The following is a 24,368-nucleotide window of genomic DNA, read 5'->3' as shown; positions in this document are numbered from 1 at the left end:
GATTAATAAAGACCATCCTTTAAATAATCACCCCAAATACCTAATTAAACTACTTAATCCAATTAAGCAAATACTAAATCACCACACATAATAAATCTTTTTGAGAATTACACTAATACAATAAAATGATGAATTATGAAGCAGATAACTCAGAACGGGTATCATTTTACTACTAATCATAAGGATAAAAAACAGCTAAAATGTTAGCTCGCTCACATTTTTGATATAAACTAGAAAAAATTTTGGTGATTTTCTGATGAAAATCAATCACTCACAAAAATATTGATTAATATCTAGACATACACTACATATTTTGCTAACCTCGCGGGGTTAGGTTTACATATATTTAGACATTTTTTTCTTACAGGACTTCACAATGAAGAAAATTTCAATGGTTTTTACCGCACTTTTTTCAGCGGTATCATTTTCAACAATTGCAGCACCACATAAATCTAATGAAATACTTCCCCAATGTGCTCAATTATTTAAAGAAACGGAAAATTTAATCATTCAAGCAGAAAAACAACCCGGTACTCATACACAAGTGAGCAAGATTAAAAATAAACTCAATCAAAGTAAAAAACAAATCCTTGAAATGGAGCTTGCAACCCAACTCAAAAGTTGCAATGTAGGATTAGCAAAACTAAATAGCATGAAAAATAGTTCTGAAGAAACTAATTAAACTAAATTTTAAATAAAAAGGCTTATTGAAAACATATCAATAAGCCTTTTTATTAATTTATCTAAGACACCAGTTTTTGCAAACCAAAATGGCGATAAGTTTGTGTCGTAGCAATCCTTCCACGCGGGGTACGCTGTAAAAAACCTTGCTGTATTAGATAAGGCTCTAACACATCCTCTATGGTATCACGCTCTTCGCCTATTGCGGCAGCCAAATTATCCAATCCAACCGGACCACCATCAAAACGCTCAATCATGGCAGTCAGTAATTTTCGATCTAAATAATCAAAGCCGGCATCATCAACATCTAACATTGAAAGCGCTTGTTTCGCAATATCTAGAGAAATTATCCCTCCGTTTCTTACATCGGCATAATCACGCACACGGCGTAGTAAACGGTTTGCAATACGTGGTGTACCACGGGAACGACGAGCAACTTCAAAAGCGGCCTGCTGCTCCAATTCAAGGTTTAAACAAACCGCACTTCGAACAACAATTGAGGTTAAATCTTCTACTGAATAAAATTCTAAACGCTGTACGATACCAAAACGATCGCGTAAAGGGGAAGTCAAAGAACCGGCACGTGTTGTTGCTCCAACCAGAGTGAAAGGAGGTAAATCTAATTTAATAGAACGTGCCGCAGGTCCTTCTCCAATCATAATATCCAGTTGGTAATCTTCCATTGCCGGATAAAGTACTTCTTCAATAGCCGGTGAAAGGCGATGAATTTCATCAATAAACAGTACGTCATAGGGTTCTAGATTCGTTAGCATCGCGGCTAAATCACCGGCTTTTTCTAAAACAGGGCCTGATGTTGTACGAATATTCACGCCCATTTCATTGGCGACAATATTGGCAAGTGTTGTTTTACCCAATCCCGGAGGACCAAAAATAAGCAAATGATCCAAAGCATCTTTGCGTAATTTTGCCGCTTTAATAAAAATATCCATTTGCTCGCATACTTGTGGTTGCCCAACATAATCTGCAAGTAATTTTGGACGAATTGCACGGTCAATCACATCCTCATCAAGCTTAGCTTGACTACTAACTATTCTATCAGCTTCAATCATCTACTCGCCCTTATAACGCCGCTTTTAAGGCTTCACGAATCAGTTGTTCGCTATTCAATTCAGGTTTTACCACACGTTTAACCATTTTTTCAGCATCCGTCGGCTTATATCCTAGTGCGATCAACGCTGCAACGGCCTCATCTTCCGAACTTTCCCGGTATGAAGTAACAGAGGATTCGCTCGGAATATGCTTACTTTCTATAAAGAAATCATTTTGTTTAACGCCTTTAAATTTCCCTTTTAATTCAACTAATAGACGCTCTGCCGTTTTTTTGCCCACGCCCGGAATTTTAACCAGCTTAGAAAGCTCTTCACGTTCAATCGCATAAGCAAATTGTTCGACAGACATCGCTGATAAAATTGCCAGTGCCAATTTGGGTCCGACACCATTGGTTTTAATTAATTCTCGGAATAAAGTACGGTCGGTTTTTTGGGCAAATCCAAAAAGTAAATGCGCATCTTCTCGAACAACAAGATGGGTAAACAAGGCTGTTTCTTGTCCGAGTTCAGGTAAGTCGTAAAAGCTCGTCATCGGTAAAAGCAATTCATAGCCGACACCTTGCACATCAAGCAGAATTTCGGGAGGTTGTTTTTCTAATAGAATGCCTGTTAAACGGCCAATCATAATTTATCCATAAGCATAAAAATTTTGCATAGAATAAAAGAAAACTGGACGAACATCCAGTTATTTTTTTAATCGAAAACGTCCACGACTATAGCGTGTCTTTAAAAGTGCGGTGATTTTTTCTTGAGTTTCCAGTATTTTCACAGAACCCGCAATATGCAAAGAATGGTTCATAGAATGAGCATGGGTAATCGCGATTGCTAAGGCATCCGCTGCATCCGCTTGAGGTTTGTCGGAAAGTTTCAGAATGCGTGTAACCATATCTTGAACCTGAATCTTATCTGCCGATCCGACCCCAACAACGGTTTGTTTCACTAATCTTGCCGCATATTCAAATACCGGTAAATCGTGATTTACCGCAGCTACAATTGCGGTTCCTCGTGCTTGCCCAAGTTTTAATGCCGAATCCGCATTTTTTGCCATAAAGACTTGCTCAATAGCAAACATATCCGGTTGAAATTGGGTAATAATTTCCGTCACTCCGGCATAAATTCGCTTTAATCGAGCAGGAAGATCATCCACTTGAGTCCGAATCGCTCCGCTACCAAGATACTCTAAATGACGACCCACTTGGCGAATAACACCATAGCCGGTCACACGAGAACCGGGGTCAATACCCAAAATAATATTCATCTTTTTCATAAAAAAATGGGTAGGAATCCCACCCATTTATCAAATAACTAAAGTTGTGCTGCGACTTCGTCACTAATTTCACCATTGTGATAAACGTTTTGTACATCATCACAATCTTCCAGAATCTCAATTAAACGAAGAAGTTTCGGCGCAGTCTCAAGATCAAGATCGACTGTTGTAGATGGAATCATTGTTACTTCAGCTTCCTGAACTTTGAAACCGGCTTTTTCGATACCATCACGCACATTTCCTAAATCTTCCCACGCCGTATAAATTTCAAATGAACCGTCGTCTTGTGATTGAATATCATCGGCTCCGGCTTCAATTGCGGCTTCCGTCAAAGCATCTTCATCGGCTTCAGCAATTAAAATCAAGCCTTTTTTGCTGAACAAATATCCGACTGAACCTTCTGTTCCTAAGTTCCCCCCACATTTGGTAAAACTAGGACGAACTTGCGAAATCGTACGGTTGGCATTATCGCTTAAACATTCCACCATCACTGCCGTGCCACCCGGTCCGTAACCTTCATAAATTTTGGTTTCCATATTGGTGTCATCACCACCGCCCACGCCACGATCAATCGCACGATTAATCGTATCACGTGTCATATTATTGCTTAATGCTTTATCCACCGCAGCACGTAAACGCGGGTTTGCACTGACATCACCACCACCTAATTTCGCAGCGGTCACTAATTCACGAATTAATTTTGTAAAAATTTTACCGCGTTGCGCATCCTGTGCCGCTTTACGGTGCTTAATATTTGCCCATTTACTATGGCCTGCCATATTGTTTTCCTTCTTAAAATTATTTTGTTAAAAGGGATAATTTTTTCGTTTTTACGAATTTATCGTTTAATAAATATTTTCTGATTGCTTCGGCATTATTAGGGGATTTTGTCATTCTGACGGCTTGCTCTGCCGAAACCCATTGATACGCCAAATGCTCCGATAATTGGGGAACAAATTCCCTTTCCACCGCCAATAAAAACCAATGCTCTTGGCAGTGGGTAACATTCGGTGCGTATTTATAGCGGAAATGCGGAAAAATTTCAAATTCTACACTTTCGTTACAATCAAAAAGTGCGGTGGAATTTTCCGTTATTTTTAACCGCACTTCTTCCCATAATTCACGAATTACCGCTTGTCGTGGTGTTTCATTTTCTTCCAAAGAACCGGTTACGGATTGCCAAAAATCGGGATCATCTTGACGTTGGAGCATTAATACTTGATCATGATTTTTAACATAAATTACCACCAACACAGAATGAGGATTTTTATATTTTTGTTCCGCCATCACTTAATACTGACGCACTGCCGGTGGCACATAATTTTCAATAAATTGTTCAATTTCAGCTAAGTTCGCTGAAAATAAGATCTTTTCCCGATCAGATTGAGTTAAAAAACCATTTTGTACCATCAGATCATACATTTCTTTTAATGGCTCATAATAACCATCCTGATTGAATAAAATACAAGGATTATCATTCTGTCCAATTCTCGCCCAAGAAATGACCTCACTAATTTCTTCCAAAGTGCCAGGACCTCCCGGTAAAGCAATATAGGCATTACCTTTTTCTATCATTAATTTTTTACGCTCCATCATTGATTGTACAACAAAGATCTCGCTTAATCCTGTATGCACCAATTCTCTTTTCTGTAAAAATTCAGGAATAATGCCTATCACTTTGCCACCAGATTGTAGTACTGTGTCCGCAACGACGCCCATTAAACCGGCTTTCCCACCACCATACACCAAAGTATCGTTTCGTTTTGCAATCCACGTGCCTAATTCCACTGCAGACTTATAAAAACTCTCTTGAGTACCTAAAGCCGCTCCACAATAAACGGTAATATTCATTTTTCATCCTTAAATCTATTTAGTATTTTTTGTTGACTTGCCTGTAAAATATCTGTCAAATTTAATTCATATTTATCGGCTAAGATCAATAAATTATTCAATACATCTCCCAACTCTTCTTCAATGTGTTGTAATTTCTGTACTTGAGATTGTGCACTCTCATCGGGACGATCCCGCCCAATTTCATAAGCTCGCACCGCCTGAGCTAATTCTCCTACTTCTTCAGTTAAAAAATTCAAGCGGATAAAAGGGTTATAGCCATACCATTGGCGAAGCTTATAATATTCCACCAGCCAGTGTTGATATTGTTGTAAATTCATCTCTTATTCCCTTACAAATTTTTACGAAAAAATCACTTCTTGCCGCTTTCTATTTTAATCAAACACTACATACTACTTTTCTTTTTCAAAATGTGTATCACCTAAAACATGTTGAGTAATAAAACCACCAATCAACCCTAAAATAAAATGAATTTTAGGATATTCTCCTAGCAGTATATGACAGATCACCATAACGATTGCATAGCCTAGCAAGAACGTGATAAAAGATTTTCCAAACGAGTGTTTATATTTTATCGCTTGTTGGCAGTGGGGACACTGCTTGATCCATTGAATGGGTTTGATAAGCGGTATTCTGATCAAGTAATGGCAATGCGGGCAGGCTAAACTACAATTTTTTATAAGCATCATCGTCTCCTTTTCAATTTCTCACCATTCTTAGTCTAAGAGAAAAGCCCTCTACATCAGCTGATTTAGAGGGCTTTGAATTTATTCCGATTTGGCGGTCACTCTAATTGCCAGTTCGGTTAATGCCTGTGGATTTGCAAAACTCGGCGCTTCCGTCATTAAACAGGCTGCTGCGGTAGTTTTCGGGAAAGCGATAACATCACGGATATTTTCTGTGCCGGTGAGAAGCATCGTTAAACGATCTAAACCAAAAGCAAGACCGGCATGTGGTGGCGTACCGAATTTTAAGGCATCAAGTAGGAAACCGAATTTTTCCTGCTGCTCCTGTTCATTGATACCAAGAATACGGAACACAGTTTGTTGCATTTTCGGATCGAAAATACGCACTGAACCACCACCTACTTCATAGCCGTTAATCACCATATCATAGGCGTTCGCCACAGCGTTGGTTGGGTTAGCCTCTAATTCTTCCGGTGTAAAATCACGCGGTGAGGTAAACGGATGATGCATTGCGGCAAGATTCCCCTCTTCATCACGTTCAAACATTGGGAAATCAACCACCCAAAGCGGTTGCCATTCGTCTAAGCGGGTTAAACCGAGATCACGACCTAATTTCAAACGTAATGCGCCCATAGCATCAGTGGTTACATTCCATTTATCTGCACCGAAAAACAGAATATCACCGGTTTGAGCCCCCACTTTGGTAAACAAAGCTTTTAACACATCTTCACTTAAGAATTTAGCGATTGGACTTTGTACCCCTTCAAGACCGGCATTCACATCATTGACTTTCAACCATGCCAAGCCTTTTGCACCATAAATACCAACAAATTGAGTGTATTCATCAATTTGCTTACGAGTAATTTCATTACCGTTAGGCACACGAATGACGGCAACACGACCATTCGGATCATTTGCCGGTCCTTGGAAAACTTTGAAATCCACATCTTTAACAATATCAGCCACATCCACCAATTCTAATGGATTACGCAAATCAGGCTTATCGGAACCAAATCGACTCATCGCCTCGTGCCATGTCATGATCGGGAATTTACCAAGATCTACATCAAGAATATGTTTCCATAGGCCGTGGATCATATTCTCCATAATTTCACGTACTTCAGGGGCAGTTAAAAAAGACGTTTCTACATCGATTTGGGTAAATTCGGGCTGACGATCTGCACGTAAATCTTCATCACGGAAACATTTCACAATTTGATAATAACGATCAAAACCTGACATCATCAGCAATTGTTTGAATAATTGTGGTGATTGCGGTAACGCATAGAATTTTCCTTTATGCACGCGACTTGGAACAAGATAATCACGCGCACCTTCCGGTGTAGCTTTGGTGAGCATTGGCGTTTCAATATCCAAGAAACCATTATCGTCCATAAAACGACGTACAAAACTGGCAATTTTTGCACGGGTTTTCAAACGTTGTGCCATTTCCGGTCGGCGTAAATCCAAATAGCGGAATTTTAAACGTTGTTCTTCCGTATTATTTTGATTGAAATCTAACGGCAATACATCGGATACATTATAAATTTTGAGTTCTTTAGCAAGTACTTCCACTTCCCCCGTTGCCATATTTTTATTAATTTGATTATCCGGACGTGGAATCACTTCCCCTTTGATTTGAATACAAAACTCATTACGCAACGCACTTGCGGCAGTAAGAGCATTTTGGAACTTTGGATCAAAATATACTTGTACGATTCCTTCGCGATCCCGCATATCAATAAAAATCAGCCCGCCTAAATCACGACGGCGATGAACCCAACCGCTTAATGTCACTTCTTGTCCAACATGGCTACGGTTCAAAGCACCGCAATAGTGTGTACGCATCATTTTTATATTCCTTTTTTATATTCTGAAATTAACTGGTTGATTATACGGAAATTGGTACCGCTTTTAAATTGGAAACAGAAATTTATTTGCGCCCGACAAAACTTTCTCTAAAATAACCGCACTTTTAACTCTCCCTCCAAATTATATGCAAAAAGATACCCTTTTCTCCGCACCTATTGAAAAACTGGGCGATTTTACTTTTGACGAAAGCGTTGCCGAAGTCTTCCCTGATATGATCCAACGTTCTGTTCCCGGCTATTCCAATATCATTACAGCTATCGGTATGCTTGCCGAACGCTTTGTGACGGCAAACAGCCTTGTCTATGATTTAGGTTGTTCTCGAGGCGCAGCGACGCTTTCCATACGTCGCAATATCCATCAACCCAATGTAAAAATTATTGGTATTGATAATTCCCAACCGATGGTTGAACGTTGTCGTCAGCATATTGCCGCCTATCACAGTGAGATTCCCGTAGAAATTTTATGCGATGATATTCGACATATCGAAATCAAAAATGCGTCCATGGTGATTCTAAATTTCACCTTGCAATTTTTACCACCGGAAGATCGTATCGCATTGCTCACAAAAATTTACCAAGGTTTAAATACAAACGGAGTATTGGTGCTTTCAGAAAAATTCCGCTTTGAAAACGAAAAGGTGGATAATTTACTGATTGATCTCCATCATCAATTCAAACGAGCCAACGGTTATAGCGAACTTGAAGTCAGCCAAAAACGCACGGCACTGGAAAACGTGATGCGAACAGACAGCATTGAAACTCACAAAGTGCGGTTAAAAAATATCGGATTTTCTCAGGTAGAATTATGGTTTCAATGTTTTAATTTTGGTTCAATGGTCGCTGTGAAATAGTGAAATAAAAGAGCGCTCATCAAATAAGTGTTAAATTGAGCGCTCTTTATAGAAAAACTAAGAATTAGTTCAATGCATTGGATTTATAAAATAGGGTGAATGCGATGAATATGAAACCCAAGAAACAAGAGACGATTAATGCGTAGAAACCACCGTCCCAACCAAATAAGTCCACTAATTTACCCATCACATAACCTGCACTCGCCGATCCCAATAAATAACCGAATAGCCCGGTTAAACCCGTTGCAGTACCTGTCGCGATACGTGGCACAAGATCAGCAGCCTGTAACCCTATCATCATTACCGGTCCATAAATTAAGAAACCAATTGCAACAAGACAAATGTTATCGACTAACGGATTACCCTCCGGATTTTTCCAGTAAACAATAATGGCGATTAATACACCTGTTAGAAATAATAACATTGGTGGTGCTCTATGTCCTTTGAAGACTTTATCACTCAAATAACCACTGGCTAACATACCGAAAATCCCTGCATATTCATATAAGAAATATGCCCAACTCTGTTTATCTACAGAAAAATGTTTCACTTCTTTTAAGTATGTTGGAGCCCAGTCAATAATGCCGTAACGAATGAAATACACAAAAACGTTCGCAATAGCGATTGACCATAAGAATTTGTTATTAATAATATATTTTTTGAAAATATCTTTAGAAGAAAGCGTATGTGCAGACTCAACATGCTGCACGATTTTTTCCCCTTTCCATTCATCAACCGGCGGTAAGCCCTGAGATTCCGGTGTATCATGCATAAGCCCAAACATAATGAAAGCTAGCACGATGGCAATTAATGCCGGCAAGTAAAATAGTGATTGCCATGTGCCAAAAATCGCTAAACCAAGAATCGCTAATGGACCAATTAAACCACCACCTAAATTATGGGATATATTCCACCAACTCCACCAAACACCACGTTCGGACACTGAGAACCAGTTAGTCATCGTTTTTGCACCCGGCGGATACCCCATACCTTGGAACCAACCATTCAAAGCAGCTAAAATGATCATTAACGGAATAGAAGCCAGCACTCCGGGAACTAAGCCAAAAATCAGACTCACTACCGCAGAACCAAGCAAACCAATGGTGATAAAATATTTTGGATTACTGCGATCAGACACGTTCCCCATAATGAACTTACTAAAACCGTAAGCGAGAGACAAAGCAACACCTACTGTGCCTAAATCAGCTTTAGTAAAACCATATTCATCAATTAAATAAGGAATAGCGAGAGAAAAGTTTTTACGGATAAGATAATATGCAGCATAACCAATGAACACACCGGCAAAAACTTGCCAACGTAATTTTTTATACTCAGAATCAACTCTAGAATTATCAATCCGTGGAGACGGTGGAGACGCCTTTAAAAAAGAGAACATACAAACCCCTTATGGTATTTAAACACACTGATTGAAACAACAGACTGTGTTTTGCTAGTGATACATTCAAAACGAATGTCAATGTAAAAGGAAAGGAGTCTAACATTTATATTGTTTACCAATGTTGTTTTAAATCAAAAAATGTCACTTTTATCCTACTAATTTCAAAAATATAATCCTTTAATCGCTTTTACTGATTTATTCCACGATTTATGGCATAATCCCCTCACTGTTTCCCTGTTCAAAAAGGATTAACCCTATGCGAATTTTACATACCATGTTACGAGTAGGTGATTTAGATCGCTCAATTAAGTTTTATCAAAATGTATTAGGAATGCGTCTATTGCGAACTAGTGAAAATCCCGAATATAAATATTCTCTCGCATTTTTAGGTTATGATGATGAGGATAAATCCTCGGTCATTGAGCTGACATATAACTGGGGTGTTACAGAATATGAGCTTGGTACGGCATACGGACATATTGCAATTGGTGTAAATGACATTTATTCGACTTGCGAATCCGTGCGTTCAAATGGAGGTAAAGTTACCCGTGAACCCGGACCGGTTAAGGGCGGTAGCACAGTAATTGCCTTCGTGGAAGATCCTGATGGTTACAAAATCGAATTTATTGAAAATAAAAACGCAAAAGCCGGACTAGGTAATTAAAAAGTGCGGTCATTTTCTACAATATTTTAATAACGTAGGTTCACCTGCGTTATTTTATTTTTAAGGATAAATAATGTCCGATTCTCAAGAAATTCCTCATCACAATCAATTAAAAAATCGTTTCCGAGGTTATTTTCCTGTCATCATTGATGTGGAAACTGCCGGTTTTGACGCAAAAAAAGATGCCTTATTAGAATTAGCCGCGGTTACGTTAAAAATGGACGAAAACGGGTATTTACACCCTGATCAAAAATGCCATTTTCATATCGAACCGTTTGAAGGAGCAAATATCAATCCGGAATCATTAAAATTTAACGGTATAGATATTCATAATCCCTTACGTGGCGCAGTATCAGAGTTAGAAGCAATAACCGGATTGTTCCAAATGGTTCGCCGAGGGCAAAAGGAAGCTGACTGCCAACGTTCCATCATCGTAGCTCATAATGCAACCTTTGATCAGAGTTTCGTTATGGCGGCGGCAGAGCGCACCGGCATCAAACGTAATCCTTTCCACCCTTTTGGTATATTTGATACTGCAAGCCTAGCGGGATTAATGTTTGGACAAACAGTGTTAGTAAAAGCCTGTCAGGCGGCAAATATTCCTTTTGATGGGAAACAAGCTCACTCAGCCCTCTATGACACGGAGCGTACCGCAGAGTTATTTTGCTATATGGTAAATCATTTGAAAAATTTAGGGGGCTTTCCGCATATCCCCACATCATGAAAAAACGGAAGAAAAAATAACCGCACTTAATTTTTTTTTAAATTAAGTTGCAATTCTTGCTATTTTACAGTAGCTTAGAGAGCAATTCTTATTTGGAGATAAAAAATGAACATAGTCCGTCGCCATCATCGCCACCATTTGACTGAATAATCTTTCAGGTTTTTGGTGTGCTTGGAAGATTTCTTCCGAGCAGACAGGATAATAAAAATCTTACCCCTCGGAAGGCAACTTTCGGGGGGTTATTTTATGATTAGAGGAGTACCGACCATCAATATTACATATTCAATAAAATTAAATAACTCAATTTACACATTTATTCATAAGGAAAAACACAATGTTATCAAACCCAGTTGTTATCTCAATTATCGTTTTGCTGACACTCAGCTTACTACGTATTAATGTTATTATAGCACTCGTCATTGCCGCACTCACTGCCGGTTTATGTGGCGGTCTTGGTTTAACGAAAACCATTGAAAGCTTTACCGGCGGGCTGGGCGGTGGTGCTGAAGTTGCCATGAACTATGCGATGCTCGGTGCTTTCGCTATCGCGATTTCCAAATCCGGTATTACGGATTTAATCGCCTATAAAATCATCACAAAAATAAACAAAACTCCGACAAGTAACAATCTTACATGGTTTAAATATTTAATTTTCGGCATTTTGGTATTATTTTCTATTTCGTCCCAAAACCTGCTCCCCGTGCACATTGCCTTTATCCCCATTGTCGTACCGCCATTACTTTCAATTTTTAATCGTTTAAACATCGACCGCCGTGCTGTTGCTTGTGTACTCACATTCGGTTTAACTGCAACTTATATGCTACTCCCTGTCGGTTTCGGTAAGATTTTTATCGAAAGTATTTTGGTAAAAAATATCAATCAGGCAGGAGCAAACCTTGGTTTACAAACAGATGTCGCTCAAGTTTCCCTTGCAATGTTGCTACCGGTCATCGGCATGATATTAGGTTTATTAACCGCCGTATTTATCACTTATCGCAAACCACGCCAATATAATGTTCTTGTTGAAGAGCCCACAACTAAAGAAATTGAAGCGCATATTGCCAATATTCGACCAAAACAAATTACAGCAAGCCTTATTGCTATTTTTGCCACCTTTGCAACACAACTGGTTACCAGTTCAACGATTATCGGCGGTTTAGTCGGTTTAACGATCTTTGCCCTATTCGGTATTTTCAAACTCAAAGAAAGTAATAATATTTTCCAACAAGGCTTGCGTTTAATGGCAATGATCGGCTTTGTAATGATTGCCGCCTCTGGTTTTGCAAATGTAATTAACGCCACCACCGGCGTAACGGATTTAGTGCAAAATCTTAGCAATGGTGCAATTCAAAGCAAAGGATTAGCCGCATTCTTGATGTTGATTGTCGGCTTATTAATCACAATGGGAATCGGCTCTTCTTTCTCTACTGTACCGATTATTACCTCAATTTACGTGCCACTGTGCCTCTCCTTTGGTTTCTCACCATTAGCAACTGTGTCAATTGTAGGCGTTGCTGCGGCACTTGGTGATGCAGGCTCCCCCGCTTCCGATTCAACCTTAGGACCGACCTCAGGATTGAATATAGATGGAAAACACGATCACATTTGGGATTCCGTTGTGCCGACATTCATTCACTACAACATTCCATTATTAGTGTTTGGCTGGATTGCAGCAATGTATCTTTAACGATTATAATCCCCCAACAGGGGGATTTTTTATGCTCATTCAACAACTCATTGAAAAGCTGGAACAAAAGGTTCAGCAGCTTTATCAAATTCACTCGACCCAACTTGAAGAAAAAATTTTCACAAAATTTGACCGCACTTTATTCAGTGAAAATGGGCAAACTCTGTCATTTTATTTTGCTGAAATTAATCAAACACTGATACGAATGAAATCCCTTGATTCTAATGATGTAAATCATTACAACTTTATTGCAGAACATCTGTTCAAACAATGTAATGCGCTGTCTGAAACGCTCAATCGGAAAAATATGACGTTTACTCAACAGAAACGACAACAAAATCCGACCATAAAAAAAACACAGCATAGTATTCATAAATTACCCCCACGTGAACGTTTAGAGAAATATTACGAAGCACTTGAGCAACTGAATAATTTGTATCAACAACATAGAGATTTCGCCCTCACGCAAAATGATCCCATTGAGAAAAAAAGAATGGCAGAATTAGCCAATAGTTATAAACATCGTCGTCGGAAATGCCAAGAAGCAATCGATTTATTAGAAGAGTATTTAACCTTTAAAGAAGAACAAAAAAGCAGTAATACAACAGATAAATAGAAAACAAAAATCCCTTAATCAATAGATTAAGGGATTTTTAAAATTTGATGGCGGAGGAAGTGAGATTCGAACTCACGGAGGGCGTAAACCCTCGCCGGTTTTCAAGACCGGTGCCTTCAACCACTCGACCATTCCTCCGTGATTTAAGCGGGGTGAATAATACGTTTTTTCCCCAATTCCGTCAAGAATAAAAAGATATCTTTTTCTTGAGTGATTAATTTTAGCTCAATCTAAAGGCAAAAGAATTGGTACTTTTCGTACCAATTTTATTTTTACTTATTCCGATTTTGCATGTGTGGGTTCGGAATACACGTGGCTAATCGCACTATGATGCCCCGCAGCTCCTTTTCCGTAGAAGTAATAACGCGATTCCATCCATTCTACAATTGGAAAAGATTCTGCTATTTCTTCACTGGCTTTTGCAAGGGTCATTTCTGCTTTAGTGTGAGTCACTGAAGAGACCGTGCCTAAACGACCTGAAAACTCGTAAGTGCGGTCAAATTTAGCTAAATTTTCAACTTCAGTAGTCTCATTTGAAACCACTTCATTTTGCATTTTTTCCGCATTAAGACGATCTAATGATTCCTGTACTTTTTTCTGTACCGATTCATTTGCCGGTTGTGTAATGAAATCCAAAGCAGGTTTTACTTCTACTGAAGTATTTTCAACCACAATACCGGTAGCCGGCGTGATAAATCCTTTTTTTGTTTTTTCTTTTTCAAGCAGCTCATCCACAGATAAGAAGTTATTTTCTTTTACTGTATTCAATGCCGAATAATCGACCCACACTTTTCCACTTGCCAACTCAGGAGAAAAAACAGCGAAAGACAGAGGCATTGGTGATTTAGGCTCTTGACGGCGGCGACGCTGATTATTTGATACACGCAAGTGGCGTGGCGTACGACGCTGACGATCCTGACGATTTTGCTTTTCTTCAACCCCTACGACGGCTTGGGTCATTTCAGCCACTGTCGGCTCCAGCGTTTCCTCAACAATCTCAACGTTTGTTGCTACCGGTGCACGAGGTACATTAGCATTAACCGCATTATCATCAATACGCACACGTTTCTGTAATTCGCGACGTTGACGGCGTTGTTGCACCGGCTGTTCTACTTTGTCACTCTTATTATCGGAAACAGGCGTAGAATTGACCGCACTTTCAGCCGGATTTTCATTTGCCACGGAATGACGACGTAAACGGCGTTGATTACGCTCACGCGTAGAAGCTGCACCCTGCTCCGTTTTTTCCGCTGCATTATTCTCTGATTTTGAGCGATGCGCTACATTACGGCGTTCTTGAGTGCGTCGCTGATGACGATTGCTATTACGATTATGTTTTGGTTTTTCTTCAACCACCGGTGCCGGACTGAATAATGCTTTAATTTTGGCAATAATTTTTGCCAACAGCGACAACTCATTCGATTTACGTTCCATCGGCGTTGGTGCGGCTTCAGAGATAGAAAGTGAAAGTGCTGCACTTTCTACTGCCGGTTGCTCAGAAACAAGCACCGTTTCAGTATTTCGTGAAACCGATAATTCATCAGCAACCTCTTCCTGCACACTATAGACTTTGGCTAAATTGTAGCTTAGCTCATTAAGCTCCTCACCATCACGCATACGGAATACACTAAAATTAGGTGTTTCCATCGCTTCATTCGGCACGACAATCACATCAACATCATGGCGTTTTTCAATACTACTGATCGCTTTACGTTTTTCATTTAATAGGTAAGAAGCAATTTGCACCGGCACAATGGTATGTACCTGCTTGGTATTTTCTTTTAATGCCTCTTCTTCAATCAAACGTAAAATTGATAAAGAAAGCGATTCATTATCACGTACTTTACCGGTTCCTTGGCAACGCGGGCAAATATGATGGGAAGATTCACCGAGAGACGGACTTAAACGCTGACGAGACATTTCCAGCAAGCCGAAACGTGAAATACGGCTAATTTGAATACGCGCACGATCTTGGCGTACCGCATCACGAATGCGATTTTCCACTTCACGTTGATGACGGATTGGCGTCATATCGATAAAATCAATAACGACTAATCCCCCTAAGTCACGCAAACGTAATTGTCGTGCAATTTCATCAGCCGCTTCAAGATTTGTATTAAGGGCTGTTTCCTCAATATCGCCCCCACGGGTTGAGCGGGCAGAGTTAATATCAATCGCCGTTAAAGCTTCCGTCACATCAATAACGATTGAGCCGCCTGACGGTAAACGTACTTCACGTTGGAACGCTGATTCGATTTGAGATTCAATCTGATAATGGCTAAAGAGAGGAACTTCGCCTTGATATAATTTCACACGGTTCACAAAATCCGGACGAACCAGTTTGATGTGCTCTTTCGCTTTTTCAAAAATCTTCGGACTATCAATTAAAATTTCACCAATATCACGACGTAAATAATCACGGATGGCACGAACAATCACATCACTTTCTTGGTGAATTAAAAACGGAGCAGGGCGACTTTGGGAGGCCTGTTTGATTGCTTCCCAATGATGTAATAGAACTTTTAAATCCCATTGTAATTCTTCCGGTGATTTACCTACACCCGCAGTACGAACGATTAAGCCTACGCCTTCCGGCACATCAAGTGAGCTTAACGCTTCTTTTAATTCCGTGCGTTCATCGCCTTCAATACGACGAGAAATTCCACCCGCACGCGGATTGTTAGGCATAATCACCAAATAACTGCCGGCAAGGGAAACAAAAGTTGTCAAAGCTGCGCCTTTATTGCCACGTTCTTCTTTATTTACTTGAACAATGACCTCTTGCCCTTCGCTTAAAATATCACGAATATTCGGACGACCTTGGAACACATAATCTGCCGGAAAATATTCTCGTGCAATCTCCTTTAACGGTAAAAAACCGTGGCGTTCCGCACCATAATCCACAAAAGCCGCTTCAAGGCTTGGTTCTACACGGGTAATCTTCCCTTTGTAGATATTTGCTTTTTTTTGTTCATGTCCCGGACTTTCAATATCCAAGTCAAAAAGGCGTTGTCCATCAACAAGCGCCACACGCAACTCTTCTTTTTGAGTCGCATTGATTAACATTCTTTTCATTGTCAATTCTCTTTTTTTAAATTTTTAAAAGTACCTCAAAATAAACCGCACTTTGCTTCGTTATCGACCTCGTGTTTCTCGCGCCAGTCAATCTCACGATTGTATGTTGCTGGGTGCATTGATAACGTTATGAAACGATAAAAGGATTGTTTAATAAAATAACGCGATATTTCGCACGCGTTACAAGCCGCTTGTTTATCTCGAGAAAAAAATGTTGATTATCAATGTCTTATGCCAAATGCCGCATTGAGTTTCTACCAACCAAATGAGTCATTTTTTACGTCAAATTTTATGCGTAAAAAGACGCTCTATTATCCATATAAACCGATAAATTAGCAAGGTCATAATTACCTTAGATAAGGCTTTTATGATATGATTCGCGTCAATTTCCAAAAGGTGAAAAAATGACAAAAGAACAGAAAGAAAATATCATTAATTCCTCCGTGAAAATGCTCACAATTAGTGAAGATGAAGCGGCTCAGCGCATAGATAATTATTTGTTGGCAAAACTCAAAGGCGTACCCAAAAGTTTGATTTATCGCATTATTCGTAAAGGTGAAGTGCGGGTGAATAAAGGACGAATTAAGCCTGAGTATAAATTACAGACAGGCGATGTAGTACGCATACCACCGGTACGAACAGCAGAAAAAGATAGCACTCCGGTATCGAAAAATTTAAATAAAGTTGCGGATCTTGAACATAACATTCTGTTTGAGGATGAACATCTAATCATATTAAATAAACCCTCCGGAATTGCCGTTCACGGTGGCAGCGGATTAAATTTCGGCGTGATTGAAGCCCTACGCGCATTACGCCCTGAAGCCCGTTTTTTAGAATTAGTGCACCGTTTGGATCGGGATACCTCCGGTATTCTACTTATTGCTAAAAAACGTTCTGCGCTACGAAATCTGCACGAACAGCTTCGCTTAAAAACGGTACAAAAAGATTATTTAGCCCTCGTTCGAGGGCTATGGCAATCGCATGTTAAAGTGGTAAAAGCTCCATTGCTAAAAAATGAGCTTGCCGGCGGAGAACGTATCGTGCGTGTGAGTGAACAAGGTAAACCTTCCGAAACACGTTTTTCTATTGAGGAACGTTATTCTAACGCAACCTTAATAAAGGCGTCACCGATCACCGGACGAACCCATCAAATCCGCGTGCATACTCAGTATGCCGGTCATCCCATTGCATTAGATACTAAATACGGAGATAAGGATTTTGATGCACAAATACAAGTATTTGGCTTAAACCGCTTGTTTTTACACGCTTTTTCGATTCGCTTTGAACATCCCAAAACAGGCGAAACCTTACGCTTCAATGCACCGCTTGATGAAAAAATAAAAGCCGTATTGAAAAAGTTACGGGAAAGCAAATAGACAAATTTGGCATTTATTGTTATATTTGAGCTCGGAGACAACTCGTTTCTATCATGATTTCATAATAACGACAACACAAAGGATAGCAAAATGGCAAAAGGACAATCTTTACAAGATCCTTATTTAAATGCGCTACGTCGCGAGCGTATTCCCGTATCAATTTATTTGGTAAACGGGATTAAATTACAAGGGCAAATTGAATCATTCGATCAGTTTGTAATTTTGTTAAAAAACACCGTAAACCAAATGGTGTACAAGCATGCAATTTCTACTGTTGTACCGGCACGTTCTGTTTCTCATCACAATAATAATCACCATAATGTGCAGCCTGTAGAAGCTACGGAAGAAACCGGAACACAATCAGAATAATTGATTCAATGGATTGTAAAAAAACACTCAGTGCGGTTGAAAATTTACCTGAAATTTCAACCGCACTTTCTTTGTCCCAAGCTCATCAAGACTCGGTTTCTCAGTGTGATACCGCTATCGTTGTGCATGTTTTCTTTTCACAAAATAAAAATCTTGACGATCTCAAAGAATTTCTCCTGCTTGCTAAATCAGCCAATGTGAATACTTTGGAAGTAATAACAACCAGTCGTAGTACGCCCCAAGCTAAATATTTTGTGGGAGAAGGAAAAGCACAGGAAATTGCTGAAGCGGTAAAAATATATAATGCAGATGTGATATTGGTTAATCATCAACTTACGCCTGCCCAAACACGCAATTTAGAAAATTTATGTAACTGTCGTGTTGTCGATCGAACGGGCGTCATATTAGATATTTTTGCCCAACGGGCAAGATCTCATGAAGGGAAATTACAAGTAGAACTGGCACAATTAAAACATTTAGCAACGCGTTTGGTTCGCCGTAAAACCGGTTTAGATCAACAAAAAGGAGCGGTTGGGTTAAGAGGACCGGGGGAAACACAGCTAGAGACAGATCGCCGTCTCATCAAAGTGCGTATTGGTCAGTTACAAAATCGTTTAGCAAAAGTCGAAAAACAGCGTCATCAAAATCGTCAAACAAGACAAAAAGCAGATATTCCGACTATTTCCCTGGTGGGCTATACCAACGCAGGAAAATCGACCCTTTTTAATGCAATCACACAAGCTAGGGTCTATGCGGAGGATCAGCTCTTTGCCACACTCGATCCCACTTTACGCCGTTTACACATTCAAGATGTCGGCACAACCATTCTTGCCGATACGGTAGGTTTTGTACGCCAACTGCCGCATGATTTGGTTTCCGCATTCAAATCCACTTTACAAGAAACCGTCGAAGCCAATCTTTTATTACATATCATCAATGCAACTGATCCTCGAATGTCGGAAAATATAGAAGCGGTAGTTTCAGTATTGGAAGAAATTAAAGCGGATAACGTTCCCGCCTTGTTGGTTTATAATAAAATTGATTTACTAAATGGCGTGTCACCCCATATTGAATATGATGATGAAAATAATCCCATTGCGGTTTATCTTTCAGCCCATAACGGGGAAGGCATTGAATTATTGCTTGAAGCCATTAAACTGCGGTTAAAAAACGAAGTACTTTCACTGACGCTCGTTCTTCAACCTCACGAGGGGAAACTCCGTCATACTCTTTATCAATTAGATGCAGTACGAAACGAGCAAATTACAGAGCAAGGCGAATTTATATTAAATATGCAGATCAATAAAGTGGAATGGCTAAAGTTGTGCAAACAATTTCCAACGTTAACTCAGATAAAAATTTAGCACGTACATTTTTATACAGCACAATATTATTTTCCAATCTCATATTGCTTTAGCTTATTTGCAATCGCAGTATGAGATACACCCAAGCGTTGCGCAAGTTTGCGGGTACTCGGATACTCTTTGTAAAAAGCCCGCAAAACCTTAGCCTCATATTGACCAATAATTTCCTCTAATGTTTGGTTTTCAAATTCATCGATGGAAATGACCGCACTTTTCGGTAAGGTGAGATTTAAATTTTCAACACGCAACTGATTATCCTTTGATAAAGAACAGGCGCGATACAGGGTATTATAAAGTTCCCGAACATTTCCTTGCCAATCATGTTGTTGCAAATAAGTAAGAAAATCCTGATCGAAAACGGGTGATTTTATATTCAACTCATCACTAATTTCTTGTAAAAAGCCTTCAACCAAGGGTTGAATATCCGCTATACGCTCTCGTAATGACGGTATATTGAGAGTTAATACATTCAAACGGTGAAATAAATCTGCCCGTACCTTTCCCTCCTCAACTAAGCTATTGAGAGGAACTTGAGAGGTACAGATAACACGCACATTAGCATAGTGCTCCTTTTCTTCCCCTACACGGCGAAATGAGCCGTCCGTTAAAAAACGCAATAATTTGGCTTGAAGATTGAGCGATAACTCCGCAATTCCATCTAGCAGTACCGTACCTTCATTAGCATATTCAAAAAAACCGATTGTCTCACTGTTTCCCACTTTTCGCCCAAACATTTCACTTTCCGCATCTTCATCAGGCAAGCCTGCACAATTCACCGCAATAAATTTTTTATCTCGGCGCAAACTTTGATAATGGCAGGCTTTTGCCAATAAATCTTTTCCCGTACCGGTTTCCCCTTGAATCAATAACGGCACATCAAACATGGCAAAACGTTGGGCATTTTCTACCGCACTTTTCATGGTTTCACTTTGTGTGATGAAACAAGCGAAGGGATGCTGAGGATCAAATTTAAGCGTCATTTTGAACAATCCGAATAGATGGAAATTGAACTAATAATATGTTGTTTACATAAACCTGTAAAGATTATTTTACAGACAAATAAAACCCCTCGGAAGGGGTTTTATTTAATTTATTTCTGTACAGCATTATTCAATTCTTTTGAAATTATCTCCATTGATTCCAAACCGCCAAAGGCAAGATACCAATTCGCCGCATCCAAATAGACAATATTTCCTTCTTTGTAGGCTTTGGTTTGTTTGATGATCTCGTTATCCAGCACCTTCTGCGCATTCTTGACTTTTTCTGTAATTGCTGCCGTGCGATCTACCACCAATAAGAAATCCGGATTTTTCTCTAAAATATACTCAAATCCCACGCTTTGCCCGTGAGTCGAAGATTTAATATTTGGATCAATAGGTTGGAAGTCATATTTTTGATATACCATCCCATAACGTGAGCCGTCTCCAAACGCACTAATTTTGCTTTCGTTCACAAGTACTAATAACGCTGTTTTATGTTGTACATTTTTTGCCACTTGACTTACTGTGTTATCCAAGGCAGATAATTTCTCTTTCGCAACTTTTTCTTTATCAAAAATCTGAGCAAGTGCGGTCACATTTTGCTGAAAACTGTCATAGTAATTTTTGTAATCGTTGTCGATGAAGAAAACCGGTGCAATTTCTTTGAATTTATCCAGCATTCTTTCCTGACGTTTTGAGGCAATAATAAGATCCGGCGCAATTTCATTAATCTGTTCCAAAGACTGCTCTTTTAAATCGCCCACATTTTTAAATTTCTTATCGGCAAATTCTGAAAGATAACTTGGGATTTTACCACTTTGTGGAAAACCCACGATTTTATCCGTTGCCCCTAAAGCCCTAATTGTATCTGCCGCACCAAAATCAAGCACCACGACTTTTTGTGGGTTTTGTGGCACGGTTTGCTTTCCGGCAAAATTTTCAACAATAATATCGGCAGCATGAGCGCGACCAATTAACGTGAGAAAAGAGAAAGCTAAAGTAAAACATGTTTTTTTCATTGAAAACTCCTAAAGTTAAAATCGGGGCATGCCCTAGTCGTATCTAAAATAAACGGCAATTTTATGTTGATTGATTTCTTGAATTGGAATAACCATATTATAAATCTCTTGTAAAACGGCAGATTGCATAATATGGTTTACATCGCCTTGTTGCACCAAACGTCCATTTTTCATTGCAATAATGTAATCCGAATAAAAAGAAGCAAAGTTAATATCGTGGATCACAATTACCACGGTTTTGTTTAATTCATTCGCTAATTTACGCAACACTTGCATAATCTGTACCGAATGTTTCATATCAAGGTTATTGAGCGGTTCATCAAGCAAAATACAGTCCGTATCTTGCGCCAAGATCATCGCAATATAAGCACGTTGACGCTGCCCCCCGCTTAGGCTGTCAATATATTGGTGGCGAATCGTCTCTAAATCCATATAAGCTATCGCATTGTCGATAAAAGTGCGGTCGGTTTCCGTCAAATTTCCTTTGGAATAAGGAAAACGACCAAAAGCGACTAATTCCTCAATAGTCAAACGTAAATTAATATTATTGGTTTGTTTCAAAATAGCGAGCTGTTTGGCAATCTCACTACTCTTTTTACTATTCAGCAATTCATTATTTAAATACACCTCACCAGTATCGGCAGAAAGCAAACGGCTAATAATCGATAACACCGTACTTTTTCCCGCACCATTTGGGCCAATGAAAGAAGTAATTTTCCCCTTTGGAATAACTAATGAAACATTATCCACCACTTTTTTACCATTGTAACTTTTGCTGATATTTCTAATTTCGATTGTCATCTTGCGCTATGCCCTATTGACGATTCGTTGTTAATAAAAGGTAAATAAAATAAACACCGCCCACAAAATTAATGATGATGCTCAATGTGGTACGGAAGGTAAAAATTTGCGTCACTAAAAATTGCCCCAACACAAGAGTTACCACCGAACTTAACATCACAGCAGGAATTAAGATTTTATGGCGATAATCATGGATAAATTCAAAGGTAATATTCATTACCAACAAACCAAGAAAAGTCAGCGGCCCGACCAACGCAGTGGAAACCGAAATCAAAACTGCCACTAAAATCAATAATGTTTTTGTAATCCGATGATAATCCACCCCTAAATTAATCGCATTTTCACGCCCTAGAGCCAAAACATCAAAATAATGCCAATAACGTAAACTATACAAGGTAGTGATAATTAAAATAACCAATGCAATCCACAAAATATTTGTATTAATTCGATTAAAGCTCGCAAAGCCAATATCTTGTGCAATTTGAAATTCATTTGGATCAATTAGCACTTCCATAAATGTGGTCAAACTGCCGAAAAAAGTACCAAATACAATGCCAACAAGTAGTAAAAAGAAGAGATTTTGAGACTCTTTTCTAAATAAAAAATGATAAAGCAAAAGGGAAAAAAGTATCATGGCACCGCTACAAATGATAAATAAAGCGATGGAATTCATTGATAATAATGTGCCGGAACCGAACAAGAAAATAATGCCGGTTTGGATCAACAAATATAACGAATCCAAACCTAAAATACTCGGGGTCAAAATACGGTTATTAACCACTGTTTGGAAAATCATCGTAGCGAGTGCTACGGCAACACCGGTAATCATAATTGCCAAAAGGGAAAGACTACGATTTTCCAAAGCGTACTGCCAACGGCTCGGCAAGGCATAACCTAAATAAAGTGCAATAGATATTAAAACTAAAATCGCAAGCGCAATGAGTTGATAGAAAGATTTCTTACGCATTTCGATACCGCTTTAACAATAGAAACAAGAAAATGCCGCTACCAAATACCCCTACTATAGTATTAATCGAAATTTCATAAGGATAAATGACCGCTCTTCCCAAAATATCACAGAACAAAACAAAAACCGCCCCCAACAATGCTGTATGTGAAAGCACTTTTTTCAAATTATCACCTAAATAAAGGGTGACAATATTCGGAATAATCAAGCCTAGAAACGGGATAATCCCAACAGAAACAATAATAATAGACGACACCACTGCTATGATTAACAATCCGATATAAAGCACTTGGTTATAGTTCAAGCCTAAATTTATCGCAAAATCTTTTCCCATTCCCACAATGGCAAAACGATGTGCAAACAAATATGCCACCGCCAACATTGGGATACTAAAATAAAGCAGTTCATACCGCCCCGCCATCACCAATGAAAAATCGCCTTGTAACCAGCCCGAAAGGTTTTGCAATAAATCTTGCTGATAGGCAATAAATGCAGTTATTGAGCTAATAATATTACCGAACATCATTCCTACTAACGGCACAAAAATCATATCTTTAAATTTCAAGCGGGAAAGAATTGTCATAAATAACAATGTGCCCAAAAATGAAACGATCACAGCAACGGCGGTTTTCAGCAACATAGAAGCCGCTGGAAAAAACAGCATCGCAATTAAAATACCAAGGCGCGCACTATCCATTGTTCCTGCTGTAGTCGGCGAAACAAAGCGGTTTTGGCTTAATTGCTGTATAACCAAACCACAAATACTTAAAGCCGCCCCAGCAATTAAAATGCTCACCAAACGTGGGACACGGCTAATCAAAAGAATTTGCCAGTGATTTCCTTCAAAACGAAGCAATCCTTGCCAATTAACCGTGCTAACGCCTAGAAAAAGTGAAATACATGAAAGTACAACAAGGAGAAAAACAAGATAACGCCGTTTAACCATGAATAAAATGATAATAATTCTTAACTTTGAAAGGATAGCACATCAGAATAGGCGGATAAAGATAGAATTGATGAATAAAAAGGATTGGGGCTGACGTAGATTAG

At 39.1% G+C, this 24,368-nt stretch carries 24 protein-coding genes, 1 tRNA gene, 1 pseudogene and 1 other annotated feature; of the genes and pseudogenes, 9 read left to right on the top strand and 17 right to left on the bottom strand.

Going from position 1 to position 24,368, the window contains the following annotated elements:
- Positions 1-376: 376 nt before the first annotated feature.
- Positions 377-682: a DUF5339 domain-containing protein gene (locus BKK47_RS11715; RefSeq protein WP_077495001.1), complete on the top strand. Its 306-nt coding sequence runs from the start codon at positions 377-379 to the stop codon at positions 680-682.
- A gap of 61 nt (positions 683-743) precedes the next feature.
- Here the strand turns inward: BKK47_RS11715 and ruvB are convergent, their stop codons facing one another.
- The 9 genes from ruvB to aspS all read right to left on the bottom strand — a co-directional run bounded on the left by ruvB (position 744) and on the right by aspS (position 7,406).
- A complete protein-coding gene (ruvB, locus tag BKK47_RS11710; RefSeq protein ID WP_077495000.1) occupies positions 744-1,751 on the bottom strand; it encodes a Holliday junction branch migration DNA helicase RuvB in 1,008 nt (335 codons plus the stop codon).
- Between the two features lie 10 nt (positions 1,752-1,761).
- The gene (gene ruvA, locus BKK47_RS11705) at positions 1,762-2,376 is read right to left on the bottom strand and encodes a Holliday junction branch migration protein RuvA (RefSeq protein WP_077494999.1); all 615 of its coding nucleotides are present in this window, start codon (positions 2,374-2,376) and stop codon (positions 1,762-1,764) included.
- Positions 2,377-2,436: 60 nt separating this feature from the next.
- Positions 2,437-3,009: a crossover junction endodeoxyribonuclease RuvC gene (gene ruvC, locus BKK47_RS11700; protein WP_077495002.1), complete on the bottom strand. Its 573-nt coding sequence runs from the start codon at positions 3,007-3,009 to the stop codon at positions 2,437-2,439.
- A 47-nt stretch (positions 3,010-3,056) separates the two neighbouring features.
- Complete coding sequence (locus BKK47_RS11695) at positions 3,057-3,797, bottom strand: YebC/PmpR family DNA-binding transcriptional regulator (protein WP_077494998.1); 741 nt, start codon at positions 3,795-3,797, stop codon at positions 3,057-3,059.
- Between the two features lie 19 nt (positions 3,798-3,816).
- Positions 3,817-4,305, bottom strand: a complete 489-nt coding sequence (gene nudB, locus BKK47_RS11690) for a dihydroneopterin triphosphate diphosphatase (protein ID WP_077494997.1) — start codon at positions 4,303-4,305, stop codon at positions 3,817-3,819.
- 3 nt (positions 4,306-4,308) lie between these two features.
- A complete protein-coding gene (locus BKK47_RS11685) occupies positions 4,309-4,869 on the bottom strand; it encodes an LOG family protein (protein ID WP_077494996.1) in 561 nt (186 codons plus the stop codon).
- Positions 4,866-5,189: a MazG nucleotide pyrophosphohydrolase domain-containing protein gene (locus BKK47_RS11680; protein ID WP_077494995.1), complete on the bottom strand. Its 324-nt coding sequence runs from the start codon at positions 5,187-5,189 to the stop codon at positions 4,866-4,868. The genes BKK47_RS11685 and BKK47_RS11680 overlap by 4 nt, the downstream gene beginning before the upstream one ends.
- Positions 5,190-5,261: 72 nt before the next feature.
- Positions 5,262-5,558, bottom strand: a complete 297-nt coding sequence (locus BKK47_RS11675; RefSeq protein ID WP_136126919.1) for a hypothetical protein — start codon at positions 5,556-5,558, stop codon at positions 5,262-5,264.
- A 78-nt stretch (positions 5,559-5,636) separates the two neighbouring features.
- Positions 5,637-7,406, bottom strand: coding sequence for an aspartate--tRNA ligase (gene aspS, locus BKK47_RS11670; protein WP_077494993.1), 1,770 nt, complete (start codon positions 7,404-7,406; stop codon positions 5,637-5,639).
- A 145-nt stretch (positions 7,407-7,551) separates the two neighbouring features.
- On the opposite strand from aspS, the gene cmoA reads away from it, so the two are divergent.
- Complete coding sequence (gene cmoA / locus BKK47_RS11665) at positions 7,552-8,277, top strand: carboxy-S-adenosyl-L-methionine synthase CmoA (protein ID WP_077494992.1); 726 nt, start codon at positions 7,552-7,554, stop codon at positions 8,275-8,277.
- Between the two features lie 64 nt (positions 8,278-8,341).
- On the opposite strand, the gene pgtP is transcribed toward cmoA, so the two are convergent.
- Complete coding sequence (pgtP, locus tag BKK47_RS11660; RefSeq protein WP_077494991.1) at positions 8,342-9,673, bottom strand: phosphoglycerate transporter protein PgtP; 1,332 nt, start codon at positions 9,671-9,673, stop codon at positions 8,342-8,344.
- Between the two features lie 259 nt (positions 9,674-9,932).
- On the opposite strand from pgtP, the gene gloA reads away from it, so the two are divergent.
- The 4 genes and pseudogenes from gloA (at position 9,933) to priC (ending at position 13,367) form a co-directional block, all read left to right on the top strand.
- A complete protein-coding gene (gene gloA / locus BKK47_RS11655; RefSeq protein ID WP_077494990.1) occupies positions 9,933-10,340 on the top strand; it encodes a lactoylglutathione lyase in 408 nt (135 codons plus the stop codon).
- Between the two features lie 73 nt (positions 10,341-10,413).
- A pseudogene (gene rnt / locus BKK47_RS11650) lies at positions 10,414-11,110 on the top strand (ribonuclease T).
- Between the two features lie 79 nt (positions 11,111-11,189).
- Positions 11,190-11,311, top strand: a sequence feature (His leader region).
- Between the two features lie 87 nt (positions 11,312-11,398).
- Entirely contained in the window at positions 11,399-12,751 is a 1,353-nt protein-coding gene (locus BKK47_RS11645; RefSeq protein ID WP_077494988.1) for a Na+/H+ antiporter family protein, read from the top strand.
- A 31-nt stretch (positions 12,752-12,782) separates the two neighbouring features.
- Positions 12,783-13,367 carry a primosomal replication protein PriC gene (gene priC / locus BKK47_RS11640; RefSeq protein ID WP_077494987.1) on the top strand — a complete coding sequence of 195 codons (585 nt, stop codon included), beginning with the start codon at positions 12,783-12,785 and terminating at the stop codon, positions 13,365-13,367.
- 48 nt (positions 13,368-13,415) lie between these two features.
- On the opposite strand, the gene BKK47_RS11635 is transcribed toward priC, so the two are convergent.
- Together BKK47_RS11635 and rne are read right to left on the bottom strand one after the other, a co-directional pair.
- Positions 13,416-13,505: transfer RNA gene (locus BKK47_RS11635), tRNA-Ser, on the bottom strand.
- Between the two features lie 138 nt (positions 13,506-13,643).
- The gene (gene rne / locus BKK47_RS11630) at positions 13,644-16,442 is read right to left on the bottom strand and encodes a ribonuclease E (protein ID WP_077494986.1); all 2,799 of its coding nucleotides are present in this window, start codon (positions 16,440-16,442) and stop codon (positions 13,644-13,646) included.
- Between the two features lie 404 nt (positions 16,443-16,846).
- Here rne and rluC point away from each other — a divergent pair, with 404 nt between their 5' ends.
- The 3 genes from rluC to hflX all read left to right on the top strand — a co-directional run bounded on the left by rluC (position 16,847) and on the right by hflX (position 19,551).
- Positions 16,847-17,818 (top strand): 23S rRNA pseudouridine(955/2504/2580) synthase RluC, encoded by a 972-nt coding sequence (gene rluC / locus BKK47_RS11625; protein WP_077494985.1) that lies wholly within the window; start codon positions 16,847-16,849, stop codon positions 17,816-17,818.
- A 90-nt stretch (positions 17,819-17,908) separates the two neighbouring features.
- Positions 17,909-18,187: an RNA chaperone Hfq gene (hfq, locus tag BKK47_RS11620; RefSeq protein WP_059365662.1), complete on the top strand. Its 279-nt coding sequence runs from the start codon at positions 17,909-17,911 to the stop codon at positions 18,185-18,187.
- 8 nt (positions 18,188-18,195) lie between these two features.
- The gene (hflX, locus tag BKK47_RS11615) at positions 18,196-19,551 is read left to right on the top strand and encodes a ribosome rescue GTPase HflX (RefSeq protein ID WP_077494984.1); all 1,356 of its coding nucleotides are present in this window, start codon (positions 18,196-18,198) and stop codon (positions 19,549-19,551) included.
- 26 nt (positions 19,552-19,577) lie between these two features.
- On the opposite strand, the gene BKK47_RS11610 is transcribed toward hflX, so the two are convergent.
- The 5 genes from BKK47_RS11610 to BKK47_RS11590 form a co-directional block, all read right to left on the bottom strand.
- Complete coding sequence (locus tag BKK47_RS11610) at positions 19,578-20,531, bottom strand: sigma 54-interacting transcriptional regulator (protein ID WP_077494983.1); 954 nt, start codon at positions 20,529-20,531, stop codon at positions 19,578-19,580.
- A 110-nt stretch (positions 20,532-20,641) separates the two neighbouring features.
- Positions 20,642-21,550 (bottom strand): siderophore ABC transporter substrate-binding protein, encoded by a 909-nt coding sequence (locus BKK47_RS11605; RefSeq protein ID WP_077494982.1) that lies wholly within the window; start codon positions 21,548-21,550, stop codon positions 20,642-20,644.
- Between the two features lie 33 nt (positions 21,551-21,583).
- Positions 21,584-22,351, bottom strand: coding sequence for an iron ABC transporter ATP-binding protein (locus tag BKK47_RS11600; RefSeq protein ID WP_077494981.1), 768 nt, complete (start codon positions 22,349-22,351; stop codon positions 21,584-21,586).
- A gap of 13 nt (positions 22,352-22,364) precedes the next feature.
- Positions 22,365-23,318, bottom strand: coding sequence for an iron chelate uptake ABC transporter family permease subunit (locus BKK47_RS11595; protein ID WP_077494980.1), 954 nt, complete (start codon positions 23,316-23,318; stop codon positions 22,365-22,367).
- Entirely contained in the window at positions 23,311-24,264 is a 954-nt protein-coding gene (locus BKK47_RS11590; protein ID WP_077494979.1) for an ABC transporter permease, read from the bottom strand. Before BKK47_RS11590 ends, BKK47_RS11595 begins: the two co-directional genes overlap by 8 nt.
- Between the last annotated feature and the right edge of the window lie 104 nt (positions 24,265-24,368).

The organism is Rodentibacter mrazii, assembly GCF_001998825.1.
Lineage (GTDB): Bacteria > Pseudomonadota > Gammaproteobacteria > Enterobacterales > Pasteurellaceae > Rodentibacter > Rodentibacter mrazii.
This window is presented reverse-complemented; position numbering and strand designations above follow the sequence as displayed.

Coding starts and splice junctions, on each gene's coding strand:
- gloA (WP_077494990.1), top strand. CDS start 9,933: ATGCGAATTTTACATACCATGTTACGAGTAGGTGATTTAGATCGCTCA.
- ruvB (WP_077495000.1), bottom strand. CDS start 1,751: ATGATTGAAGCTGATAGAATAGTTAGTAGTCAAGCTAAGCTTGATGAG.
- priC (WP_077494987.1), top strand. CDS start 12,783: ATGCTCATTCAACAACTCATTGAAAAGCTGGAACAAAAGGTTCAGCAG.
- ruvA (WP_077494999.1), bottom strand. CDS start 2,376: ATGATTGGCCGTTTAACAGGCATTCTATTAGAAAAACAACCTCCCGAA.
- rluC (WP_077494985.1), top strand. CDS start 16,847: ATGACAAAAGAACAGAAAGAAAATATCATTAATTCCTCCGTGAAAATG.
- BKK47_RS11605 (WP_077494982.1), bottom strand. CDS start 21,550: ATGAAAAAAACATGTTTTACTTTAGCTTTCTCTTTTCTCACGTTAATT.
- BKK47_RS11610 (WP_077494983.1), bottom strand. CDS start 20,531: ATGACGCTTAAATTTGATCCTCAGCATCCCTTCGCTTGTTTCATCACA.
- BKK47_RS11680 (WP_077494995.1), bottom strand. CDS start 5,189: ATGAATTTACAACAATATCAACACTGGCTGGTGGAATATTATAAGCTT.
- BKK47_RS11590 (WP_077494979.1), bottom strand. CDS start 24,264: ATGGTTAAACGGCGTTATCTTGTTTTTCTCCTTGTTGTACTTTCATGT.
- BKK47_RS11595 (WP_077494980.1), bottom strand. CDS start 23,318: ATGCGTAAGAAATCTTTCTATCAACTCATTGCGCTTGCGATTTTAGTT.
- BKK47_RS11600 (WP_077494981.1), bottom strand. CDS start 22,351: ATGACAATCGAAATTAGAAATATCAGCAAAAGTTACAATGGTAAAAAA.
- rne (WP_077494986.1), bottom strand. CDS start 16,442: ATGAAAAGAATGTTAATCAATGCGACTCAAAAAGAAGAGTTGCGTGTG.
- BKK47_RS11715 (WP_077495001.1), top strand. CDS start 377: ATGAAGAAAATTTCAATGGTTTTTACCGCACTTTTTTCAGCGGTATCA.
- BKK47_RS11675 (WP_136126919.1), bottom strand. CDS start 5,558: ATGATGCTTATAAAAAATTGTAGTTTAGCCTGCCCGCATTGCCATTAC.
- BKK47_RS11685 (WP_077494996.1), bottom strand. CDS start 4,869: ATGAATATTACCGTTTATTGTGGAGCGGCTTTAGGTACTCAAGAGAGT.
- hfq (WP_059365662.1), top strand. CDS start 17,909: ATGGCAAAAGGACAATCTTTACAAGATCCTTATTTAAATGCGCTACGT.
- BKK47_RS11695 (WP_077494998.1), bottom strand. CDS start 3,797: ATGGCAGGCCATAGTAAATGGGCAAATATTAAGCACCGTAAAGCGGCA.
- cmoA (WP_077494992.1), top strand. CDS start 7,552: ATGCAAAAAGATACCCTTTTCTCCGCACCTATTGAAAAACTGGGCGAT.
- aspS (WP_077494993.1), bottom strand. CDS start 7,406: ATGATGCGTACACACTATTGCGGTGCTTTGAACCGTAGCCATGTTGGA.
- pgtP (WP_077494991.1), bottom strand. CDS start 9,673: ATGTTCTCTTTTTTAAAGGCGTCTCCACCGTCTCCACGGATTGATAAT.
- nudB (WP_077494997.1), bottom strand. CDS start 4,305: ATGGCGGAACAAAAATATAAAAATCCTCATTCTGTGTTGGTGGTAATT.
- BKK47_RS11645 (WP_077494988.1), top strand. CDS start 11,399: ATGTTATCAAACCCAGTTGTTATCTCAATTATCGTTTTGCTGACACTC.
- ruvC (WP_077495002.1), bottom strand. CDS start 3,009: ATGAATATTATTTTGGGTATTGACCCCGGTTCTCGTGTGACCGGCTAT.
- hflX (WP_077494984.1), top strand. CDS start 18,196: ATGGATTGTAAAAAAACACTCAGTGCGGTTGAAAATTTACCTGAAATT.